The sequence below is a fragment of the Burkholderia sp. WTPI3 genome, from assembly GCF_021483755.1.
GTDB lineage: Bacteria > Pseudomonadota > Gammaproteobacteria > Burkholderiales > Burkholderiaceae > Burkholderia.
In genome coordinates this window covers 83420-103756 of sequence record NZ_JAGIXF010000022.1, presented here as the reverse complement: position 1 = coordinate 103756, position 20337 = coordinate 83420, and the positions used below count along the sequence as shown (strand labels likewise).

Here is a 20337-nt window from a genome sequence, read left to right as displayed (position 1 = left end):
GATGCGTGTGCAACTCGTGTTCGACGAACCGGTATTCGCGCTGCCGGGCGATAGATTCATCGTGCGCAACCCGCAAGCGACGCGTACCGTCGGCGGCGGCCGTGTGCTCGATCCGTTCGGACCAGCGCGCAAGCGGCGCACGCCTGCGCGCCGCGCATGGCTCGACGCGCTGGCCGTGTGGCTCGACGAAGGGCGGCTCGATGCGCTGCTCGCGCAGGCGCCGCTCGGCATTGCCCGCACGATGCTCACGCATCTGACGGGGTTCGCGCCGGAGGCGCTCGTGCTGCCGGACGATGCGCTGGCGATCGGCCAGCGCAATGCGGCGTCGAACGACGGCACGGTGATGGCGCGCACGCACTGGCATGCGTTGCAGGCACGGGCGATCGACACGCTGCGCGTGTATCACGAGCGGATGCCGGACGAGCAGGGGATCGATGCGGCACGTCTGCGACGGATGGCGGCGCCGGTCGTCGACGAGGCGCTGTGGCGCTCACTCGTCGATGCGCTGGTGGCGGGCGGGGACGTCGTGCGAAGCGGGCCGTGGCTGCATCTGCCGTCGCATTCGGTGAGCTTCGACGCACGCGAGGAGGCGCTGGCGCGGCAACTGCTGCCGCTGCTTCATGCGGGGCGTTTCGATCCGCCGTGGGTACGCGATCTGGCGCACGACACGGGCGCGGCCGAGGACGCCGTGCGCACGCTGCTGCGCAAGCTCGCGCGGCGCGGCGATGTGCATCAGATCGTGCGCGACCTGTTCTATCACACGGACGTCGTGCGCGAACTGGCCGGGCTGGTTGCGCATCTCGCGCCGACGCGCGGCGGCGGGCTCGATGCCGCGACGTTTCGTGACGCGACCGGGCTCGGCCGCAAGCGGGCGATCCAGATTCTCGAGTTCTTCGATCGGGTTGGGTATACTCGCTTCCACCGCGATCTTCACTTCCTGCGGCCTGACAGCGGTTGGGCGGGTATTCAGGCGTAGGCGCTCGTCGTTCTTCTCGCTCTTTTGTTTTTCCCCACGGAAGGCATTCGTATCCGGTGGTACGGCCGGACTTCAAATCCGGTTGGGGGTGTCAGACACTCCCGGGTAGGTTCGACTCCTGCTGCCTTCCGCCCGGAGCTTCCGAGGCGTTCCTTGGATGGCCTGCAACGTCCGTAAGTTATTGATTCGGCATGTTTCTTGACGCCGACGTCTCTCCGCGTTTCAGCTATTCACATATGGGTTCTGCGTGAATTCGTGGGTAGAGGCATGGGTAGGGCTGCTCCGGGAACGCAGAGGCACACTGGATACGCGACCGGACAAGGAAAAGCACGATCTCTCTTCGCGGTTTCGAGTTCCGCGAAGGAAGTCGAAGCAGGGTGTGCTCAAATGGCTGAGCACGCTGATGGTCCTGCCGGATGCGTTGTCGAACGGAAAACTGGAACCGACGCAGACGCTGGCGGCGTCGATCGTACTCGGTTGCTATCGGTTCTGTATGAGTCCGTGGATCATCTGCGTATTCGACGACGATGCAGGCAATCGCTTCGTCTTGCAGTTGGCCGCAGCATTGGCCATGCAGACGCCGCATCGGATGCTGACGGGCAGGTTTTCGCCTGCGTACGACGCTAGCATCGAGCGTCTTGCGGGTCATCCGGACACGTTATCGTTGATCTCGCAGCCGTCGACCGGAGCGGGCCCCGCGCCGCGGCTCTTCGAGGTTCGCGCCGACGCGCTCATCGGTGATTCGGCTTTGCATGAGAGGTATTCGGCCCAGCAGTCGTCGTCGTGCGGGTTCAGTCGATCGCGCAGGGCACCTGACGGTCACGCTGTGGGGCGCGGCCGCGGACACGCCGGACAATCGCGCGCTGTACGCGCAGCCGAGCGGATCGGTGGGCGCATCCTTTTCGCCGGTGTGCCGATCGGAGTGGTCGTCGCGCACGCTCAGCGTCACGGTGGTCCGTGGCCGACATCGGTCTGCCTGCGGACGACCTCGGTTGGTTATGCGGCGATTGAATGCTTCTTGCGGCCGGTCGCGATGCAGGGCGCCCCGGCCTACGCGATTGCAGCGCGAGACGGGAAGGCCGCATCGTGATGAAGCATATTGTGACGTTTCGAAAGCTCGCCGACGTGCGGCGGCAAGCCGAACTGGAGCAGGAACTGGTTGCGCGAATGAGCGCATTAAACGCCGAGATCCCATTCGTGCGCGAGTGGCGCATGTCGGCCAACGAACTGGATCGGCCGATCTGCAGGGACTATGTGCTGGAGTCGTCTTTAGATAGCCAAGCCGACTTGGAGCGCTATCTGCGACATCCGTCGCACGTGTCGCTGATTCAGGCGCTCAAGCAGGCCCCTGCGTCGCCGAAGGGAGGGCGGTGTCCATTCCATCTCGGTCGTTCAGAGTCGTTTGCGTCGCTGCAGAACCGCCATTCGCTGTCGCGTGCAGCTCCTGGCGTCGGGATCGACGCGACAGCGGGATAGGGAACCTTACCACTACGCCACGATCGTCCGTTCAAACGGAGGTTCCGCGCAACGCGTGGCCGGCGGCTGTCACCGCTCCAGGGGGATTGACATTGGTCTTCGCGAAGCCGGGCTCGGTTAGAACTTTAGTTCGCGGCTGCGATCCCTTGATTCACAAGGGTTTCGCATCTTTCGGTCGACCGAGACTGGCGAAGTGACATCTTTACTTCATAAACGGTGACGACTTTATTTTGGCCTACGGTTGCCCGAACTGTCGCAGCAACTCGAAGCCTGTCCCTCCGTGCCAAGGGCTATCAAAGTCGAAACCAGCGGCAAACCTTCTCACGTGTGTCAGGCGTGCGTTACTTGCATAAATGAACTAATTGGCATACTGTGGAAGGGCCGTGGAGGGGAACTGCGTTGGATAGCATGGATCGAGACGTACTGGAAACTGCCGTCATGTGGCATCGCGCCGAGCGCGCGGTGATGCTCGGCACGGTTCTGAAGACGTGGGGCTCGGCGCCTCGCCCGATCGGCGCGATGGTCGCGCTGCGTGACGACGGTGCAGTGAAGGGTTCCGTATCGGGCGGGTGTCTCGAGGACGATCTGATCGAGCGCGTGTGGCGCGTCGGATTTTCGGGCTCGACGCCGACTGTCGTAACCTACGGCCTCTCGGCGGACGACGCCCATCGCTTCGGCCTTCCGTGCGGCGGCACGCTGATGATTCTCGTGGAACCGGTCCGGGTATCGTCGCGCCTTGACGAGGCGCTGGAATGGGTCAGGCGTGGCCGGGTAGTGATCCGCAACGTGAATGCCAATACCGGCGAAGCCGACGTGAGGCCGACCGATTCGGCGGCCCCGACCTCGTTCGACGGCGTGTCGTTGCGCGCATGTTACGGACCGAGACATCGCCTGCTGATCATCGGTGCAGGGCAACTGTCCGAATATGTTGCGCGGATGGCGGTGGCGCTGGGCTATCGCGTCATCGTTTGCGACCCGCGTGAAGAGTACCTCGGGGAATGGTCTGTGGCTCATACCGAAGTATTTCGCGAAATGCCCGACGACCTGATCGAGCGAGTCGGCCTGGATCCGAACACGGCCGTGGTTGCGCTGACGCATGATCCGAAGATCGACGACCTGGCGTTGATAGAGGCGCTCAAATCCCCGGCATTCTATGTGGGAGCGGTCGGCTCGCGTGCGAATAACGCGAAGCGTCGGGAACGGCTCAAGCTGTTTGACTTGACCGACACACAGGTTGCAGCGCTTCATGGTCCGATCGGGCTTCACGTCGGTGCCAGAACGCCGCCGGAGATCGCGGTGGCTATCATGGCGGAGATGACTTCGCACCGGTACGGTGTGCCGGTCGTGCAGTCGCACGCGCTGCGCGATGCGCCGTCGGTGCCGCAACGGAGCGAATAGGCACGCGCGTACCTGTGTGGCGTTGTGTGAATGGCAGATAAAATTTTTCGATGAACTTATGGCTAAACCCACCATGCTCGAATCGTCGAGCCACAGTGCGTCGGATGCACGTTTTGCATCGATCGAGCGCTATTCATCAGTTGCGAGAACAGTCGAGATACTGTCGGATGCGTGGGGATTTTTGGTGCTGCGAGAGTGCTTTTTTGGCGTCCGGCGATTCGAGCAGTTCCAGAGCATCCTGCAGGTGCCGCGTACCACGCTGGTGGAGCGGCTCAAGAAATTCACGACTCTGGGCATACTGAGGAAACAGCTTCCGTCGACGGGCGGTGCCCGCTACGAGTACCGTTTCACGGAGCAGGGTCGCGACTTATACGCGACGATGATTGCGTTGCTCGCCTTTGGCGACCGTTGGCTTGCGGGCGGCGCGCAGCCTCCGTTGAAACTGATTCACAAGACCTGCAAATGCGATTGCACGCCCCGCGTCGCATGCTCACACTGTCACGCCGGCATTGACCCGAGGTCCGTCCACTATCGCGACGGGCCGGGGGCGGGCAGTGAGGAGCGTATCGCTGAACGCAAGCGTTCGCGCCGGAATTCGGACGTGAGCGTTCTCGAGCGCATTCGCCCATGCTCGGTCGCGCGAACGTTGCAGATCATCGGTGACCGCTGGAGTTTCCTCGTGATCCGGGAATTCTTTTACGGTGTTCGACGCTTCGACGAGTTTCAGTCGCGCCTGGGTATCGCTACCAACATCCTGTCGGACCGACTGCAGCGACTCGTCGAGCAGGGTATCGCGGAGAAGCGGCTGTATCAGGAGAAGCCGAAGCGTTACGAGTACCGGCTGACCGAAATGGGCCGCGACTTGTATGGGCCGCTGCTGGTGATGATGGCCTGGGGTGACAAGTGGCTGTCTGGGGGAAAAGCACCGTTGAAACTCCGGCACCGAGAGTGTGACCACGATTTTCATGCAATCGTCGTATGCGACAAATGCGGCACCGAACTCGATCCGCGTGAAATGTCATACGTGCTGCGGTATGCGCTGCCGGTAGAGCTCGACGTCGCCTGACTCGCGCTTCTTGGTGCCGCGTGGCGCCCGAGCGCGCGTACGGCGGCAGATCGATTCATCAGGATGGCGGCGGCTGTCTTCTCGCCCGGTGGGCCTGGCGGCCGGCTGGGCGTCTCGTTCAAATCGCGCCGGCGGACCGCGCGCGTGGCGATTTGCCTCGTCATCTCCTTTTTCTCCTTCCTCATGGTTTGGTGCGCCGGATCGACTGCACGTGTCGCCACGTGCATCAAGTCGCCCGCGCGGACTTGCCGCGTCCCGATTCGACCTCGCAGCGGACGTTAACCGTGTAGGCATGTCCGGTACACAACAACCAGGAACGTATCGGAAATGCAAGCGATCTCTACGTTCGCGATTTCATATTGGAACGGCTGCGCTCCCCACGAAAGCGACGGCCGCATCCACGCGGAATGCTTCAATAAATCGGTAAATCGCGGCTGGATAGCCGCGCGGCGTCATACATGACAAGTTGTCGAACAAGGAACTTGCAAATCAGAATTTCGCTCACTATAGTCCACTTATGCAAGTTAGTTTGTCGTCACGACATTGTCGTCGATTCCGTGATTCCGTGATCGGGTGGAGGAGCAAAATTGAACGCATTTGAGTTTCAGTCGAACAGGTCTACGATCGTCGAGGCCGGTGCCTCGGCCCGCCTTGGGGAAATCGTCGGCCGGCTGGGCTGTCGCGCGGTCTTTCTCGTGACCGATCGCGGTATCGTCGATAACGGTCTGCTGAAACCGGCTCTTGATAGCCTCGAGGCAGCCGGCACGGCCGTTACGGTGTATGCGGACGTGCAGGCCGATCCGCCGGCTCACGTTGTGAATAGTGCGGCCGATGCGGCGGTGTCCGCCCGGGCCGACTGCGTGGTCGGTATCGGCGGCGGCAGCTCACTCGACGTCGCGAAACTGGTGGCGCTTCTCGCACACCGGACGGAAAAGCTCGACGCCGTCTACGGCGTGGGCGTCGCGAAGGGGCCGCGGCTCCCGCTGGTATTGCTGCCCACGACTGCGGGAACGGGATCCGAGGTCACGCCGATTTCTATCGTGACGACCGGAGACGGAGAAAAGAAGGGCGTTGTCTCGCCCGTTCTGCTGCCGGACATCGCCGTGCTCGATGCGGATCTGACGTTGAGCCTGCCGCCCGCCGTCACAGCAGCGACGGGCATCGACGCGATGGTTCATGCGATCGAGGCGTACACCAGCAAGTGCCTGAAGAATCCGGTCTCCGATTGCCTCGCGAAGGAAGCGCTTCGCTTGCTCGGCGCCAACATCGGCGAGGCTTGTGCCAACGGCACCAATCGCGACGCACGCCAGGCAATGCTGCTCGGCGCAATGCTGGCCGGCCTGGCGTTCGCCAATGCGCCCGTAGCAGGGGTGCACGCGCTGGCCTATCCGGTGGGCGCACGTTTTCATGTTCCGCACGGGCTGTCGAACTCGCTCGTTCTGCCGGCGGTCATGCGTTTCAATCTCGATGCTGCGGCCGACCGGTATGCGGAGCTTTCCGCCGTTCTGATGCCCGACGTCACGGGAAATACCGGTGCGCGTGCGAACGCACTGGTCGAGCGACTGACTGCACTGCCGAAGGCGCTCGGCTTGCCGACGCGGCTGTCGGACGTCGGTATCAGCCGCGGCGATATCGCGACACTGGCGGAAGACGCGATGCGTCAAACCCGTCTGCTCGTGAACAACCCGCGCGAGATTTCCCTTCAGGATGCGGCTGCGCTCTACGAGGAGGTTCTGTGACCCAGAAAAAAATGCCGTCGCGTCGCGCCCAATATCCGCACTTCAGCGCTATCCAGACGCGCTGGTCCGACAACGATTCCTACGGGCACGTGAACAACGTCGTTTACTACGCGTACTTCGATACGGCGGTCAATCGGCATTTGATCGAACGTGGCGTGCTCGATATTGCAACCAGTCCCGTCATCGGGCTCGTGGTCGACACGCGTTGCACGTACTTCTCGTCGATCGGCTTTCCTGACGTCGTCCACGTCGGCGTGAAGGTCGTGCATCTCGGCAACAGTAGCGTGCGCTACGAGGTCGCGCTGTTTCGCAACGATGCTGATACGGCTTCGGCGATCGGCGAGTTCGTACACGTCTATGTCGATCGGGCAACGAACGGTCCGGTGTCGATTCCGCACGATGTCCGGCAAGTCTTGCGGTCGTTGATGGCCTGATGCGCCGGTCACGACAGGTGTCCTGGAGGAGAGAACAAATGGAAATGGCAGGAGAGGCACGGTTGCAGGCATCCCGCGAGACCGTGTGGAACGCGCTCAACGATCCGGCGGTGCTGCAGGCCAGCATCCCAGGGTGCGAAGTGCTCGAGAAGAGCGCCGACAACGAATTTACCGCGACGGTGGTGTCGAAGGTCGGGCCGATCAAGGCGCGGTTCGCCGGCAAGGTGACGTTGTCGAATATCACTGCGCCCGTCAGTTACACGCTGACGGGTGAAGGGTCTGGCGGCGCGGCAGGCTTCGCGCGTGCGGACATCGACGTGGCGCTCGAAGCGCTGGAGCAGGATGTCACGCTGCTTCGATACGGCGTCAAGGCAAACGTCGGCGGCAAGCTGGCGCAGTTGGGCTCGCGAATGATCGATGCGGCGGCGCGCAAGTCGGCGGACGATTTCTTCGATCTGTTCGCGAGGCAGGTCGGCACGAAAATGGCCAATGGCGAACAGGAGACGTCGTCATCAACCATGGGCGTCGATGCACTGATGGCGGCTGTGTCGATCGAGCGTCCGCTCGTTGCGCCGGCTCACGCGGAATTGGCCGTCGCCGCCGAACCCGCGGCGGCGCGGCAACGCGTGGAATCCATCGGCAGCGCTGCGCCGCAGGCTCGCTCCTCTGGGGCGGACGGCGCACCCGCGGTCTCGTTGGCCGATCTTCAGGCGGAGGTGACGGATGCGTTGATGACCGAGAAGATCAAGGTGTGGATCTCCGATCAGATTGCGGTCGTCACCTTGAACCGGCCGCGCAGTCGCAACGCGATGACATACGGGATGTGGCTTGCGATGCCGTCGATTATGGCCGCGCTTGAACGAAATCCCGAGGTGCGGGCCGTGTTGCTGACAGGCGCGGGCGACGACTTCTGTGCCGGCGCCGACATCTCCGAGTTCGAGAAAGTGCGCGCCGACGCTGGCCAGGCGAACGCGTACGAGATTGCGGTGGATGCGTGCTGCGATGCGATCGCGAACATCTCGAAGCCGACCATTGCCGTATTGCGGGGCTACTGCCTGGGCGGAGGCGCGCATCTGGCGATGTCGTGCGACTTCCGCTTCGCGGCTCCCGACGCCACGTTCGGCATTCCTGCGGCGCGCCTGTCCATCATCTACGGCGTGCGTGGGACGCGCAAGCTGTTGTCGCTGGTGGGGGTGTCGCAAGCAAAGAAGATTCTCTACGGCGCAGAGCGATTTGATGCGCGTGCGGCACGCGACATCGGATTCGTGGACCGGATTGCCGGAGACGACGCGCAGGTCGCGCCGCTCTCGTGGTGGCAGCGTGTGACCGGCGGCAAGTCGCGCGCAAGGACGAGCGATCCGATGGCCGATGCGCGCGCGTTCGCGAGAACGATGGCGGCCAACGCGCCGCTGAGCCTGGCGGGAGCGAAATACCAGCTGAACGGGATGGCAATGGGGACCGGCGCGCTGGATCTCGATAGAGCCGAAGCAATGATCGCGGCGGCAGCCAGCAGCGACGACTATCGGGAAGGCCGGGCCGCGTTCGCGGAAAAGCGCTCGGCGAAATTCCAGGGACGTTGACGGAGGAAACGATGAAACCGGCACCGTTTGACTATTGTTGTCCGGACTCCGTCGACGAGGCGATCGCCGCGCTGGTGGCCTGTCGCGGCGATGCGAAATTGATGGCCGGCGGCCAAAGCCTGATGCCGATGCTGAATTTTCGTGTGGTGCGTCCCGCTATGATCGTTGACATCCGCAAACTGGTCGAACTCGACTACGTGCGCGAGCGTGAGGACGGCGGGCTCGAAGTGGGTGCGCTGACGCGTCACCGCGTGCTCGAGACGTCGCGCCAGGTCGCCCGACGTTTTCCGATCATTCCTGACACGATGCGCCATGTCGCCCACCTCGCGATCCGGAATCGCGGCACGATCGGCGGAAGCTTGTCGCATGCCGATCCGGCTGCGGAGTTGCCGATGCTGGCGCGATTGCTGGATGCGACGATCGTCACGCGTTCGCCCCGCGGCGAGCGCAGGATTGCGGCGGCCGATTTCTTCATCGCGCCACTCACGACGAGGCTCGACGATGACGAGATGGTCGTTCGCGTCGATTTTCCGGGCGTGAAACCCGGGACCGGCTGGTGTTTCGAGGAATTCTCGCGTCGCGCAGGCGACTTTGCGCTGGCCGCCGTGGGCGTGCTGCTAGATGTCCGCGACGGCGTCATTCACGATGCGCGCGTCGCGATGATGGGAGTAGGCGACACGCCGTTGCGGCGCAGTGACTCGGAAGCGATCCTGCGCGGCAAGCCGTTGTCCGACGCGCTCGTGGAGGAGGCGGCGGAAATCGCGTGTGACGGACTGTCTCCCGCCATGGATCTGCATGCTTCGCCGGCGTACCGCCGCCATCTCGCGGGCGTGCTGGCGCGGCGCGCGATACGCAGCGCATGGTGCCGTGCTTCAGGAGTCGCGCAATGACCGAACATGACATTGCCCGCAAGCCCGTCTGGATGATCGTCAATGGCACGGTCGTCGAGTGCAGCGTCGAACCGCGCCTGCTTCTGTCCGATTTCTTGCGACACGACCTGTCGCTGACCGGCACGCACGTCGGTTGCGAGCACGGCGTATGCGGGGCTTGCACGGTGATCGTCGACGGCGATAGCGTGCGGTCCTGCCTGATGCTGGCGATCTCGGCCGACGGTTGCGACGTGCGTACCGTGGAGAGCATGGGCACGCCCGATTCGCTGAGCCCGCTGCAGGAGGCGTTCCGTGAACATCATGGCCTTCAGTGCGGGTTCTGTACGCCCGGCATGCTGGCGACCTGCACCGATGCGTTGCAGAAATACCCGCTCGACAGCGATGACGAGATTCGCGACGCGCTGTCCGGAAATCTTTGCCGCTGTACCGGCTACCAGGGCATCGTCGAAGCCGTCCGTATTTGCGTAACGGCGCGCGACGCATTGCGGCAGGCCGCCGGATCCGAGCCAACCGAGGATAACCAACGATGAAAATGCATGTTCTGAATGGCGGCCGGCTCCGGATGCGCAAGAGTGTCTATCTGCCGGAAGCCGAGCGAAGCGAAACGATCGATCTGCCGGTGGCATGCATGCTGTTTCGGCATGGTCAGGGAAACGTATTGTTCGACACCGGATGCCATCCGCAGGTCGTCGACGCTGCCGCCGCTCGCTGGGGGGCGATGGCGAAGGCCATGACGCCGATCGCCGGACCGGAAGACAACGTCATCTCGGAGTTGAAAACGCTCGGGCTCGGGCCGGACGATGTCGATGTAGTCGTCAACTCCCATCTGCACTCCGATCATTGCGGCTGCAATGCGTTCTTCAAGAGAGCGACGTTCTTCTGTCATGCAAAGGAGCTGGCTGCCGCCCAGGGAGAGGAGGCACTGCAACGCGGCTACATTCCCGCCGACTGGCAGCATCCGATGTCGACCGAACTCATCGACGGGGAGCGCGACGTCTTCGGCGATGGAAAGATGCTGCTGGTCCCGTTGCCGGGGCATACGCCAGGGAGCATGGGCATGCTCGCGACGCTGGAGCGTGACGGCGCCTTCCTGCTTGCTGCCGACGCCGTTGCGCTGCGCGAGAATCTGACGCGCGAAGTGATGCCGCGCAACACGTGGGACTCGGATGCCGCGTTGTCATCTCTCAACGAAGTCCGGAGGCTCGAACGAGATGGCGCGAGCGTGATCTTCGGCCACGATCCGCAACAGTGGGAGACGCTTCGCAAGGGGGCTCACGCGTATGAGTAAGCCGCGTCGTGATCCTGGCGCGCCGCCGGACGCCGATGTCGGCATCGACGAACAGCCGCGCGGCGGTTTTGTCGGGCGGCCGGTGCGCCGATTCGAGGACGCGAGACTGCTCACCGGACTCGGACGTTATGTCGACGATCGGCCGGCCGGAAATGCACTTCATCTCGCGATCGTGCGCAGCGACCAGGCGCATGCGCGCATCCGCGCCGTGCGTGCCGACGCTGCACGCGGCATGGAAGGTGTATTCGGCATCTATGCGTGGGCCGATCTGGCTGGCCTCGTCAAGCCGGCTGTCGCGGTATCGCGCATGGCGGATTATCAACCCACGCCGATTCATGCGCTGGCGGACGGTGTCGTGCACTTCGTTGGCGAACCGGTCATCGCGGTGCTCGCCGATAGCCGCTATCTGGCCGAGGATGCGCGGGATGCGATCGAGATCGAATACGAACCGCTGCCGGTCGAGACCGATGCCGAGGCGGCGGCACAGCCTGGCGCGCCACTGCTGCACGACGGGTTGACGAGCAACGTGCTGGTCGAACGACGGTTCGTGCGCGGTGAGATCGACGAAGCATTCGCGAACGCGCCCGTCACCGTTGGCGGCCGGTTCCGGTTTCACCGGAAGATGCCGACCGCGATGGAGCCGCGCACCTATATCGCGGAAGTGGATCCGGGCCGGGACGCCCTGACGCTCTACACGTCGAGCCAGATACCGGGCATCGTGCGCGACGCGATGGCGAATCTGCTCGACATGCCGGGCAACCGGCTGACGGTCATCGCGCCCGATGTCGGGGGCGGATTCGGCGGCAAGACCTCGGTCTATCAGGAGGAGATGCTCGTATGCGTGCTCGCGCGAAAGATCGGGCGCCCGGTGCGCTGGAGCGGTGATCGGCTCGAGGACATGCTGTCGACGAGCCAGGCCTTCGACGAACGGGTCGATGCCGAACTCGCACTGGATAGCGATGGCCGGATTCTGGGGCTGCGTGCCGAAGTGATCGGCGATGTGGGCGCGTATTCGATCTATCCATGGACCGCCGGCATCGAGCCGGTACAGGTCATCAGTTTTCTGCCCGGGCCGTACCGGGTCCCCGCGTATCAAGGACACGTTCGCGGGGTGACGACACCCAAGGCGCCGACCGGACCCTATCGCGGCGTCGGACGCCCGACTTCGACATTCGCGATGGAGCGCCTGATGGATCTGGCGGCAAAGCGTCTCGGAGTGGACCCGACGGAGTTGCGGTTGCGCAACCTTGTGCGTCCCGAGGAGTTCCCGTATCGGACGCCGGTCGGCATCGTGTGGGATCAATCGGCGTTCATCGAAGGACTTGAGGCAGCCAAGGAGCGATTCGACTACTCCGCCGCGAGGCAGGCACAGGCGCAGGCGCGTGCCGAAGGGCGCTGGGTCGGTATCGGCGTCGCCTGCTATGCGGAACTGTCCGGCATCGGCTCGCGCATTTCGGCATCGCCAGGCATGCCGATCAACACCGGCACCGATACGTGCGTGATCCAGCTCGATTCGACCGGAGCGGTCACGGCATCGTTCGGCTGCGCATCGCATGGTCAGGGGCACGAGACGACACTCGCTCAGGTGCTGGCCGACGAACTCGGCGCGCGCATCGAAGATCTGCGCGTGATCACCGGCAATAGTGCCGCCGTACCGCACGGTACCGGCAGTTATGCCAGCCGGACGGCCGTCATCAGCAGCGGGGCGGGAATGCTGGCAGCGCGCGAGCTGCGTGCACGGATGCTGCGCGTCGCAGGCCACCTGCTCGACGTGTCGCCGGAGGATCTCGACGTGGTCGAGAGCGTCATTCGCGTGCGCTGGCGCGACGCCCGTCTCACGTTCGCTGAGCTGGCAAAGGCGCTCTATTCGCAAATGGGACGCGTGCCGCTGGAGTTCCGGGAGAACCTTTGCGTCAGTCGGGTGTACGACCCGGTGGTAGGCACGACCAGTTCGTCGACGCATCTCGTTCAGGTGGAAATCGATCCCGACACGTATGGCGTTCATGTTCAGCGATACGTGATCGCGGAGGACTGCGGACGGGTGATCAATCCGTTGATCGTCGCGGGGCAGACGCGTGGCGCCGTGGCACAGGGCATCGGTGCGGCACTGCTCGAAGAAGTCGTGTACGACGCCGACGGCCAACTGCTGACCGCGAGCCTGGTCGATTACCTGCTGCCGTCGGCCCCGGAAGTCCCGACGTTGGACCTCGTGCACCTCGAGAAACTGGCACCCAACACGCTGGGCGGCTTTCGCGGCATGGGCGAGGGTGGGACGATCGGCTCGCCCGCGGCGATCGCGAATGCGATCGCCGATGCCCTGTCGCCGTTGAACGTCGACATATCGGAGCTACCGGTGACGCCCGAACGTCTGTATCGCCTCATTCATTCATCCCTCATTGAATCAATCAAGGAGCAACAAGATGGAATTCAGACTTGACGGAAAGGTCGCGCTCGTCACCGGGGGCGCCCGGGACGTGGGCCGTGAAATCGCCCTGGGCCTGGCTGCCGAGGGCGCGAGCGTCGTCGTCAACTATCACGGATCGAAGGCCGCGGCCGAAGCGGTCGTGGACGAGATCCGCGCGCAAGGCGGGCGAGGGATGGCGATCGGCTGCGACATCTCGGACCGTCGGGCCGTGGATCAGATGATTGACGAGACCGTCGAGGTCTTTGGCGGTCTCAACATCCTTGTCAACAATGCCGGGCTCGTCATCCGCAAGCGCTTTCTCGATTCCCACCCGGATGAATGGCGCAAGCAGATCGACGTCTGCCTCTACGGCACGCTGAACTGCACGCATGCGGCGTTGCCTCATCTGGAGCGTCAGAAAGGCAGCGGCCGAATCATCACGATCACGGGCGATTCGTCGCGGGTCGGCGAATCCGGCCTGGCGATCGGCGCGGCCGCGCGCGCGGCCAATATCGCACTGATGAAGTCGATCGCACGAGAAACGCGCTCGGGCACGACAGCCAATGCGCTGGCGCTCGGGTTGATCGAGACCGCACACGATCCGGAATTTCTCGAGGCGAATCTGGAACGGCTGGTCAAGCTCTATCCGCTTCGACGTCTCGGTCAGCCGAATGATGTTGCGCCCATGGCGGTCCTGCTTGCATCGGAAAAGGGAAGCTGGATTACCGGTCAGGTGATCAGCATCAGCGGCGGCTTCAGTATGGTCTGACGGCGCAACCCACGGCGTTCTTCCGACAACTGACACATCAGCGCCGCCGACCGAATCCGACGGCAGCGCTCCAGGAGACAAACGTGATTCATACCGAGCTTATTGTGCCTGTCCACGAATTGCTCAAGCGCCATAAGGAGCGCAATCCGGACAAGGCGGCATTCGAGGACGCACGGACGTCCGTCACCTATGCGGAACTGGAGGCGATGACGGCGCGCCTGGCGACGCACTTCCAGCGGGCTGGCGTACAAGTCGGCGATCGCGTCGCCGTCGTGCTGCCGAATTCGATCGAGTGGGCGGTGAGCTGCCTAGCCTGTGTTCGCGCGGGCGCGATTGCCGTGCCGATCAGCCACGAGGCCACCTCGCCGGAGATCGAGTATCGGCTCGATGATGCAGGCTGCACGGCACTCGTGACGAGCGACGCGCGCGAGCGGGAATTGCGTGCGGTCGGTGCTTCTGTCGGCACGGTCAGGGAACATGTGACCGTGTCGTGGTCGCCGCAGCCCGTTGTCGGGACGCCGTTTGCGGTCGCGACGGCGCGCGGTGCCCCGAGCGAGCCGTTGGATCCGGATGCGATCGACGATCCCGCATTCGTGATCTACACGTCGGGAACGACCGGCAAGCCCAAAGGCGTGCTACTGTCGACGCACGGCATGCTGTGGGTCGCCGCCGCATGCTGGGCCCCGATTGCCGGCCTGACGGGCAGCGATCGCGTGCTGAGCGCACTTCCGCTGTATCACTCGTATGCGCTGAACTTCTCCGTGCTGAGCGTGCTCGCAGTCGGTGCGACCGCGTATCTGATGGAGAAGTATTCGTCGAGCGAAATCCCGCGGCTGCTGTCGGACGGGCGCTTCACGGTCATGCCGGGCGTGCCGACGATGTTCCACTACCTGCTCGAATCCGCGCGGGCGAACGGGCGCGGCTCGCTGCCCGGGCTGCGATTATGCGTGTCGGCCGGCGCGATACTGCCGGGGACGACGAATCGCGAATTCGAAAACATGTTCGGCCTGAAGCTGCTCGATGGCTACGGCATTACCGAAACCTCGACGATGGTCACGATGAACTGGCCGACCGGTGCGCGCGTATTCGGCTCGTGCGGGCTGCCGCTGCCGGGCGTAGCGGCGCGCGTCGTCGACCCTGTTGCGTTGCGCGATGTCCGTGTCGGGGAAGAAGGCGAGTTACTCGTCCGCGGCCCCAATGTGATGAAGGGATACCTGAACAAGCCAACGGAAACCGATGCGGCATTGAGCAACGGCTGGTATCGCACGGGCGACTTGGCACGCTTTGATGCGAACGGCTATATCACCATCACGGGGCGCCTCAAGGAAGTAATCATTCGGGGCGGCCAGAACATCTCACCGGCCGAGATCGAAGAGGTGGTCTGCGAGTACGACGGCGTTCACGATTGCGCGGTCGTCGGCATGCCGCATGCGCATCTCGGCGAGGTGCCGGTGGTGTTCGTCGTCGAGCGAGCCGAGGGCGCTGTGGATGTCGCGGCGCTGCTCGCGCACTGCAGTCTCCATCTGTCGGCTTACAAGGTGCCGTCCGCGATTCATGTGACGACGGAAATTCCGCGGACCGGATCTGGGAAGGTCATGCGGTTCAAATTGCGCGAAGCCGTACAACCGGCCGAGCACGGCGACGTCTGACACGTTACGCCTATCCTCTGACTGGAGAAATATTGATGTCGACAATTTCATTGAACGGGCAGGTTACGATTCGGAATCCTGAATTGCTAAGGCATGTATGCCTCATCGCAGGTGAATGGATTCACGCTGACCAAGGGGGCACTATCGACGTGCGCAATCCGTCGACGGGGCAGTCGCTTGGGACCGTGCCGCGCATGGGGCGAGATGAAACATTGCGCGCGATCGACGGCGCCAATGCCGCGCTGGCCGAATGGCGCTCGCGTACTGGGAAGGAGCGTGCGGTGGTTTTGCGTCGCTGGTATGAATTGATGATCGAGAATCAGGATGATCTGGCGGCGATCATGACGGCTGAGCAGGGCAAACCGCTTGCGGAAAGCCGCGCGGAGATCGGCTATGCCGCGTCGTTTCTGGAATGGTTCGCCGAGGAAGCCAAGCGCGTCTATGGCGATACGATTCCGGGGCATGCGCGCGACAAGCGCATCGTCGTGCTGAAGCAACCCATCGGCGTGTGCGCTGCGATCACGCCGTGGAATTTCCCGGCGGCGATGTTGACGCGCAAGATCGGGCCGGCGCTCGCCGCTGGTTGCACGATAGTATTGAAACCGGCGAGCCAGACGCCATTCTCCGCGCTTGCGCTCTGCGTGCTGGCGGAGCGTGCCGGCGTACCAAAGGGGGTGATCTCGTGCGTGACTGGCGCGGCGGCGGAGATCGGCGAAACGTTGACGGCCAGCCCGATCGTCCGCAAGGTCTCGTTCACCGGATCGACGGAAATCGGCAAGGTTCTGCTGGCGCAATGCGCGTCGACCGTCAAGAAGGCATCGATGGAACTGGGCGGCAACGCGCCGTTCATCGTATTCGACGATGCCGATCTCGACGCGGCGGTGAAAGGTGCCATCGCATCGAAGTATCGCAATGCCGGACAGACCTGCGTATGTGCGAACCGGCTGCTGGTTCAGGACAGCGTGTATGACACGTTCATCGAAAAACTGTCGGTGGCCGTGCAATCCATGCGTGTCGGCGACGGATTCGAGGAAGGTGTCGCGATCGGTCCTCTGATCGATGAGCATGCCGTCGCGAAGGTTATGGAGCACGTCGACGACGCGATATCGAAGGGCGCGCGTGTCGTAGTCGGCGGAAAGCGGCATCAGAAGGGCGGCAACTACTACGAGCCGACGATTCTTGCCGATGTGACTCCGTCGATGCGGATCTTTCGCGAGGAGACATTCGGTCCTGTCGCCCCCATTTTCCGGTTCAGTACCGATGACGAGGCAATCGCGCTCGCGAACGACACCGAATTTGGTCTCGCTTCTTATTTCTACAGCCGAGATATCGGCCGCGTGCTCAAAGTGGCCGAGGCGCTCGAGTACGGCATCGTAGGCATCAACGAAGGCCTGATCTCGACCGAAGTCGCACCGTTCGGCGGTGTCAAGGAGAGCGGGCTCGGACGCGAGGGATCGAAGTACGGCATCGAGGACTACCTCGAGCTCAAGTATCTGTGCGTGGGCGGAATCGCCTGACACTCGGGGCGGCACCTGGGTGCATCGACGCTTCGGTGCCGGGTTATCGTGAATTCTTCGATGGAGGTATCTCGCGCAATAAAGTCCAGTAATGAAAGTTAAACAACAACGATGAATCCATTGGTTTGGAGGAGCTAGACATGTCAACGGTCAATGTGGCAGTGCCTGCGTCGCGGATGTCCCGTGACGAAAAACGGGTGGTTTTCGCATCTTCATTAGGTACGGTGTTCGAGTGGTACGACTTCTTTCTCGCTGGCTCGCTGGCGACGTTCATTGGCAGGCACATTTTCTCCGGTGTCAACCCGACCGCGGGATTCATCTTTACGCTGCTGAGCTTTGCTGCGGGTTTCGCGGTGCGACCTCTCGGGGCGATCGTATTTGGACGTCTGGGCGACCTGGTAGGCCGCAAGTACACGTTTCTCGTGACGATCGTCCTGATGGGCGGCTCGACGTTTCTCATCGGGTTGCTGCCGGGCTTTGCCACTATCGGGATCGCTTCGCCGATCCTGTTTGTCGCGATGCGGATGATTCAAGGGCTCGCGCTTGGCGGCGAATATGGCGGCGCGGCGACTTATGTCGCGGAGCATGCGCCGAATGACCGGCGCGGTGCATGGACCGCCTGGATTCAGATGACCGCGACGCTCGGGCTGTTCCTGTCGCTGGTGGTCATTCTGGGTGTGCGAACCACGACAGGCGAAGGTCCGTTCGCATCGTGGGGATGGCGAGTGCCATTCCTGATGTCCATCGTCCTGCTCGGGATATCGGTGTGGATCCGCCTTCAGTTGCACGAGTCGCCGGCATTCGAGCGCATGAAGGCGGAGGGCAGTCGCTCGAAGGCACCCGTAGCCGAGGCATTCGGGCAATGGAAGAACCTCAAACTGGTGTTGGTCGTGTTGTTCGGGCTGACGGCGGGGCAGGCAGTGGTCTGGTATACGGGGCAGTTCTACACGCTGTTCTTTCTGACGCAGACGCTCAAGCTCGAGGGTTCGACGTCGAATGTGATCCTTGCCATCGCACTCGTGATCTCGGCGCCGTTCTATGTCGTGTTCGGTTCATTGTCCGACCGAATCGGACGCAAGCCGATCATCCTGATCGGTTTCGCGCTGGCGGCCGCCACGTATTTTCCGCTGTTCAAGGGGCTCACGCACTTTATCAATCCCGCGCTGGAGACGGCACAACGGAATGCGCCGATTGTGGTGAAGGCATTTCCTCGCGAGTGTTCGTTCCAGTTTAATCCGGTCGGTACGGCGACCTTTACCAGTTCATGCGATATCGCCAAGAGTGCGCTCTCGAAAGCTGGGCTGAGCTACCGTAACGAACCGGCGGCGCCGGGCGAGAGGGCAGCGATCGTCGTCGGCGGCAGCGTCATTTCGTCATACGATGGAAAATCCGCCGACGCAGCCATGCAAGGGCGTGATTTCGATCGGGCGCTGCAGCGTGCGCTGCATGATAACGGCTATCCGGCGAAGGCCGATCCGGGCAAGATCAATTGGCCGATGGCGATCCTTCTGCTGGCGATCCTGATGATCTACGGCACGATGGTCTACGGTCCGATAGCGGCCATGCTCGTCGAGTATTTTCCGACACGGATCCGCTACACGTCGATGTCGTTGCCATATCACATCGGCAACGGATGGTTCGGTGGATTTCTGCCGGCTTCCGCATTCGCGATCGTCGCGGCAAACGGGAACATCTATTCCGGCCTCTGGTATCCGATCGTCATTGCGACCGCTTCGCTGATCGTCGGGATCTTGTGCGTGCGCGAGACGCGCGGCACCGATATCTGCGCAAATTGACCAGACAACATATCGATACGGAGTCGAGCGGATCATGGCGTTATACGAATATCGAGGCGTGGCCCCGCGCGTTCATGCGACCGCTTACGTACACCCGAGTGCGAGCATCATCGGTGACGTGATCGTCGGCGCCGGTTGCTATATTGGGCCCGGAGCCTCGCTACGTGGGGATTTTGGCGCTATTCGTGTCGGCGAGGGCAGCAACGTACAGGACAACTGTACGTTACATGTCGGGCACGGAATGACATGTTTGCTTGGCGAACGGTCTCATGTCGGCCACGGCGCCGTGGTACACGGCGCACGTCTGGAGCGTAACGCGCTGATCGGGATGAACGCCATCGTGATGGACGACGCGGTAGTCGGAGGTTCCGCCATCGTGGCGGCGTGCGCGTTCGTCAAGTCTGGGATGCAGGTGCCGGCACAAACGCTGGTCATGGGCGTGCCGGCCCGTATCGTCCGCGTACTGACCGACGCGGAACTGCGTGAGAAGGTCGAAGCGACGAACCGATACTGCGAACTCGCGGCAGCGAGTTTGGCAACGATACGCCGGATCGACATGTCGATCGGTGGCTGAGCCGAGTGATATTGCCGGAATTCGACAGACCCCCGACCGTCGCGAATGGCATGCGGCGATCGACGATTGTCGCGATCGGCTTTTGCGGCGGAGCGCCGCAATCGTTCGTTGTCGGCACTACCGAACGTAGCCGTGCAGTGCGCCGTAGACGTGCGGGCACTGCACGATTCACATACGAATCAATCGATCCCTGCCGTGCGGTGACCAGCATAGTACGGGGTGCGCCAGTTTGGCGTTATGCCCATGAAGTCGTCGAAATATGCAATGGCCAGCATCGGCTCTTCGAGCAAATTTTCGCGATACGATTGCCAGATCTTGAGCTGTCCGATTTTTTCGGACGGTTCGACGACTTTTCCACATTCCTGCTGTGATACTTTTTTGACGAGCTCAACGCAAAAATGAGTCAGTGCGAATCCGGTCGGCCACCAGTCTGCAATTTCGCTGCTCGGTTTCTTATGTGGAATGACGGTCACCGATGTGTCTCGGACGGCTTTGAATTTCAATAGTTCGGCGAGCAGCGCGCCGATACAGAACTGAAAATAGTCAGCCGCGTTCTTGTGTAGGTAAAACTCGCTGTCTTCGAGGATTTGAGTCCACGCGACGAACGCTTGTGTGAACTGTCGATCATCGAGCTCGAGCAACACGCCGGAATTTTTTGAGTAGTCGTTGCAATACTGCTGAAGAAGCAGTCTGCAAGATGACAGTTTGGTGAGAGCCGGCCATACGCGATGTATGGACCTTGCGATCGGTTCGTGTTCGTCTACCAAGATGCTTCTCCGGC

General features: G+C 62.5%; 18 protein-coding genes and 1 tRNA gene. 18 read left to right on the top strand and 1 reads right to left on the bottom strand.

Features of this window, described 5'->3' with window-relative positions; genetic code table 11:
- The 18 genes from J7024_RS14935 to J7024_RS14845 all read left to right on the top strand — a co-directional run.
- Positions 1-976: SelB domain-containing protein (locus J7024_RS14935; protein WP_234745189.1), on the top strand; the 976-nt coding region annotated here is incomplete at its 5' end.
- 38 nt (positions 977-1014) lie between these two features.
- Positions 1015-1107 (top strand) — tRNA-Sec (locus J7024_RS14930).
- A 248-nt stretch (positions 1108-1355) separates the two neighbouring features.
- Positions 1356-2066: a hypothetical protein gene (locus J7024_RS14925; protein ID WP_234745188.1), complete on the top strand. Its 711-nt coding sequence runs from the start codon at positions 1356-1358 to the stop codon at positions 2064-2066.
- Complete coding sequence (locus tag J7024_RS14920) at positions 2066-2452, top strand: Dabb family protein (protein WP_234745196.1); 387 nt, start codon at positions 2066-2068, stop codon at positions 2450-2452. Before J7024_RS14925 ends, J7024_RS14920 begins: the two co-directional genes overlap by 1 nt.
- 408 nt (positions 2453-2860) lie before the next feature.
- Positions 2861-3850, top strand: a complete 990-nt coding sequence (locus J7024_RS14915) for an XdhC family protein (protein ID WP_234745187.1) — start codon at positions 2861-2863, stop codon at positions 3848-3850.
- A 58-nt stretch (positions 3851-3908) separates the two neighbouring features.
- Entirely contained in the window at positions 3909-4916 is a 1008-nt protein-coding gene (locus J7024_RS37335) for a winged helix-turn-helix transcriptional regulator (RefSeq protein WP_124660002.1), read from the top strand.
- A gap of 587 nt (positions 4917-5503) precedes the next feature.
- Positions 5504-6655, top strand: a complete 1152-nt coding sequence (locus tag J7024_RS14900; protein ID WP_234745186.1) for an iron-containing alcohol dehydrogenase — start codon at positions 5504-5506, stop codon at positions 6653-6655.
- An 11-nt stretch (positions 6656-6666) separates the two neighbouring features.
- Complete coding sequence (locus J7024_RS14895) at positions 6667-7089, top strand: acyl-CoA thioesterase (RefSeq protein ID WP_234745194.1); 423 nt, start codon at positions 6667-6669, stop codon at positions 7087-7089.
- A gap of 38 nt (positions 7090-7127) precedes the next feature.
- Positions 7128-8669 (top strand): enoyl-CoA hydratase-related protein, encoded by a 1542-nt coding sequence (locus J7024_RS14890; RefSeq protein WP_234745185.1) that lies wholly within the window; start codon positions 7128-7130, stop codon positions 8667-8669.
- An 11-nt stretch (positions 8670-8680) separates the two neighbouring features.
- Positions 8681-9559, top strand: a complete 879-nt coding sequence (locus J7024_RS14885; protein WP_234745184.1) for an FAD binding domain-containing protein — start codon at positions 8681-8683, stop codon at positions 9557-9559.
- Positions 9529-10089: a (2Fe-2S)-binding protein gene (locus J7024_RS14880; RefSeq protein ID WP_268838333.1), complete on the top strand. Its 561-nt coding sequence runs from the start codon at positions 9529-9531 to the stop codon at positions 10087-10089. Before J7024_RS14885 ends, J7024_RS14880 begins: the two co-directional genes overlap by 31 nt.
- The gene (locus tag J7024_RS14875; RefSeq protein WP_234745183.1) at positions 10086-10847 is read left to right on the top strand and encodes an N-acyl homoserine lactonase family protein; all 762 of its coding nucleotides are present in this window, start codon (positions 10086-10088) and stop codon (positions 10845-10847) included. The genes J7024_RS14880 and J7024_RS14875 overlap by 4 nt, the downstream gene beginning before the upstream one ends.
- Entirely contained in the window at positions 10840-13284 is a 2445-nt protein-coding gene (locus J7024_RS14870) for a xanthine dehydrogenase family protein molybdopterin-binding subunit (RefSeq protein ID WP_268838332.1), read from the top strand. The genes J7024_RS14875 and J7024_RS14870 overlap by 8 nt, the downstream gene beginning before the upstream one ends.
- Positions 13268-14020 carry an SDR family NAD(P)-dependent oxidoreductase gene (locus J7024_RS14865; RefSeq protein ID WP_234745182.1) on the top strand — a complete coding sequence of 251 codons (753 nt, stop codon included), beginning with the start codon at positions 13268-13270 and terminating at the stop codon, positions 14018-14020. The genes J7024_RS14870 and J7024_RS14865 overlap by 17 nt, the downstream gene beginning before the upstream one ends.
- An 83-nt stretch (positions 14021-14103) precedes the next feature.
- Complete coding sequence (locus tag J7024_RS14860) at positions 14104-15669, top strand: class I adenylate-forming enzyme family protein (RefSeq protein WP_124474563.1); 1566 nt, start codon at positions 14104-14106, stop codon at positions 15667-15669.
- 35 nt (positions 15670-15704) lie between these two features.
- The gene (gene gabD / locus J7024_RS14855) at positions 15705-17186 is read left to right on the top strand and encodes an NADP-dependent succinate-semialdehyde dehydrogenase (RefSeq protein WP_234745181.1); all 1482 of its coding nucleotides are present in this window, start codon (positions 15705-15707) and stop codon (positions 17184-17186) included.
- 140 nt (positions 17187-17326) lie between these two features.
- Positions 17327-18982 (top strand): MFS transporter, encoded by a 1656-nt coding sequence (locus tag J7024_RS14850; RefSeq protein WP_124494197.1) that lies wholly within the window; start codon positions 17327-17329, stop codon positions 18980-18982.
- Between the two features lie 34 nt (positions 18983-19016).
- Positions 19017-19556 (top strand): gamma carbonic anhydrase family protein, encoded by a 540-nt coding sequence (locus tag J7024_RS14845; RefSeq protein ID WP_124474560.1) that lies wholly within the window; start codon positions 19017-19019, stop codon positions 19554-19556.
- 179 nt (positions 19557-19735) lie between these two features.
- On the opposite strand, the gene J7024_RS14840 is transcribed toward J7024_RS14845, so the two are convergent.
- On the bottom strand, positions 19736-20323 hold the full coding sequence (locus J7024_RS14840; protein WP_234745180.1) for a hypothetical protein: 588 nt from the start codon (positions 20321-20323) through the stop codon (positions 19736-19738).
- Between the last annotated feature and the right edge of the window lie 14 nt (positions 20324-20337).

Coding starts and splice junctions, on each gene's coding strand:
- J7024_RS14890 (WP_234745185.1), top strand. CDS start 7,128: ATGGAAATGGCAGGAGAGGCACGGTTGCAGGCATCCCGCGAGACCGTG.
- J7024_RS14880 (WP_268838333.1), top strand. CDS start 9,529: ATGGTGCCGTGCTTCAGGAGTCGCGCAATGACCGAACATGACATTGCC.
- J7024_RS14875 (WP_234745183.1), top strand. CDS start 10,086: ATGAAAATGCATGTTCTGAATGGCGGCCGGCTCCGGATGCGCAAGAGT.
- gabD (WP_234745181.1), top strand. CDS start 15,705: ATGTCGACAATTTCATTGAACGGGCAGGTTACGATTCGGAATCCTGAA.
- J7024_RS14870 (WP_268838332.1), top strand. CDS start 10,840: ATGAGTAAGCCGCGTCGTGATCCTGGCGCGCCGCCGGACGCCGATGTC.
- J7024_RS14845 (WP_124474560.1), top strand. CDS start 19,017: ATGGCGTTATACGAATATCGAGGCGTGGCCCCGCGCGTTCATGCGACC.
- J7024_RS14920 (WP_234745196.1), top strand. CDS start 2,066: ATGAAGCATATTGTGACGTTTCGAAAGCTCGCCGACGTGCGGCGGCAA.
- J7024_RS14865 (WP_234745182.1), top strand. CDS start 13,268: ATGGAATTCAGACTTGACGGAAAGGTCGCGCTCGTCACCGGGGGCGCC.
- J7024_RS14895 (WP_234745194.1), top strand. CDS start 6,667: ATGCCGTCGCGTCGCGCCCAATATCCGCACTTCAGCGCTATCCAGACG.
- J7024_RS14850 (WP_124494197.1), top strand. CDS start 17,327: ATGTCAACGGTCAATGTGGCAGTGCCTGCGTCGCGGATGTCCCGTGAC.
- J7024_RS14915 (WP_234745187.1), top strand. CDS start 2,861: ATGGATCGAGACGTACTGGAAACTGCCGTCATGTGGCATCGCGCCGAG.
- J7024_RS14885 (WP_234745184.1), top strand. CDS start 8,681: ATGAAACCGGCACCGTTTGACTATTGTTGTCCGGACTCCGTCGACGAG.
- J7024_RS37335 (WP_124660002.1), top strand. CDS start 3,909: ATGGCTAAACCCACCATGCTCGAATCGTCGAGCCACAGTGCGTCGGAT.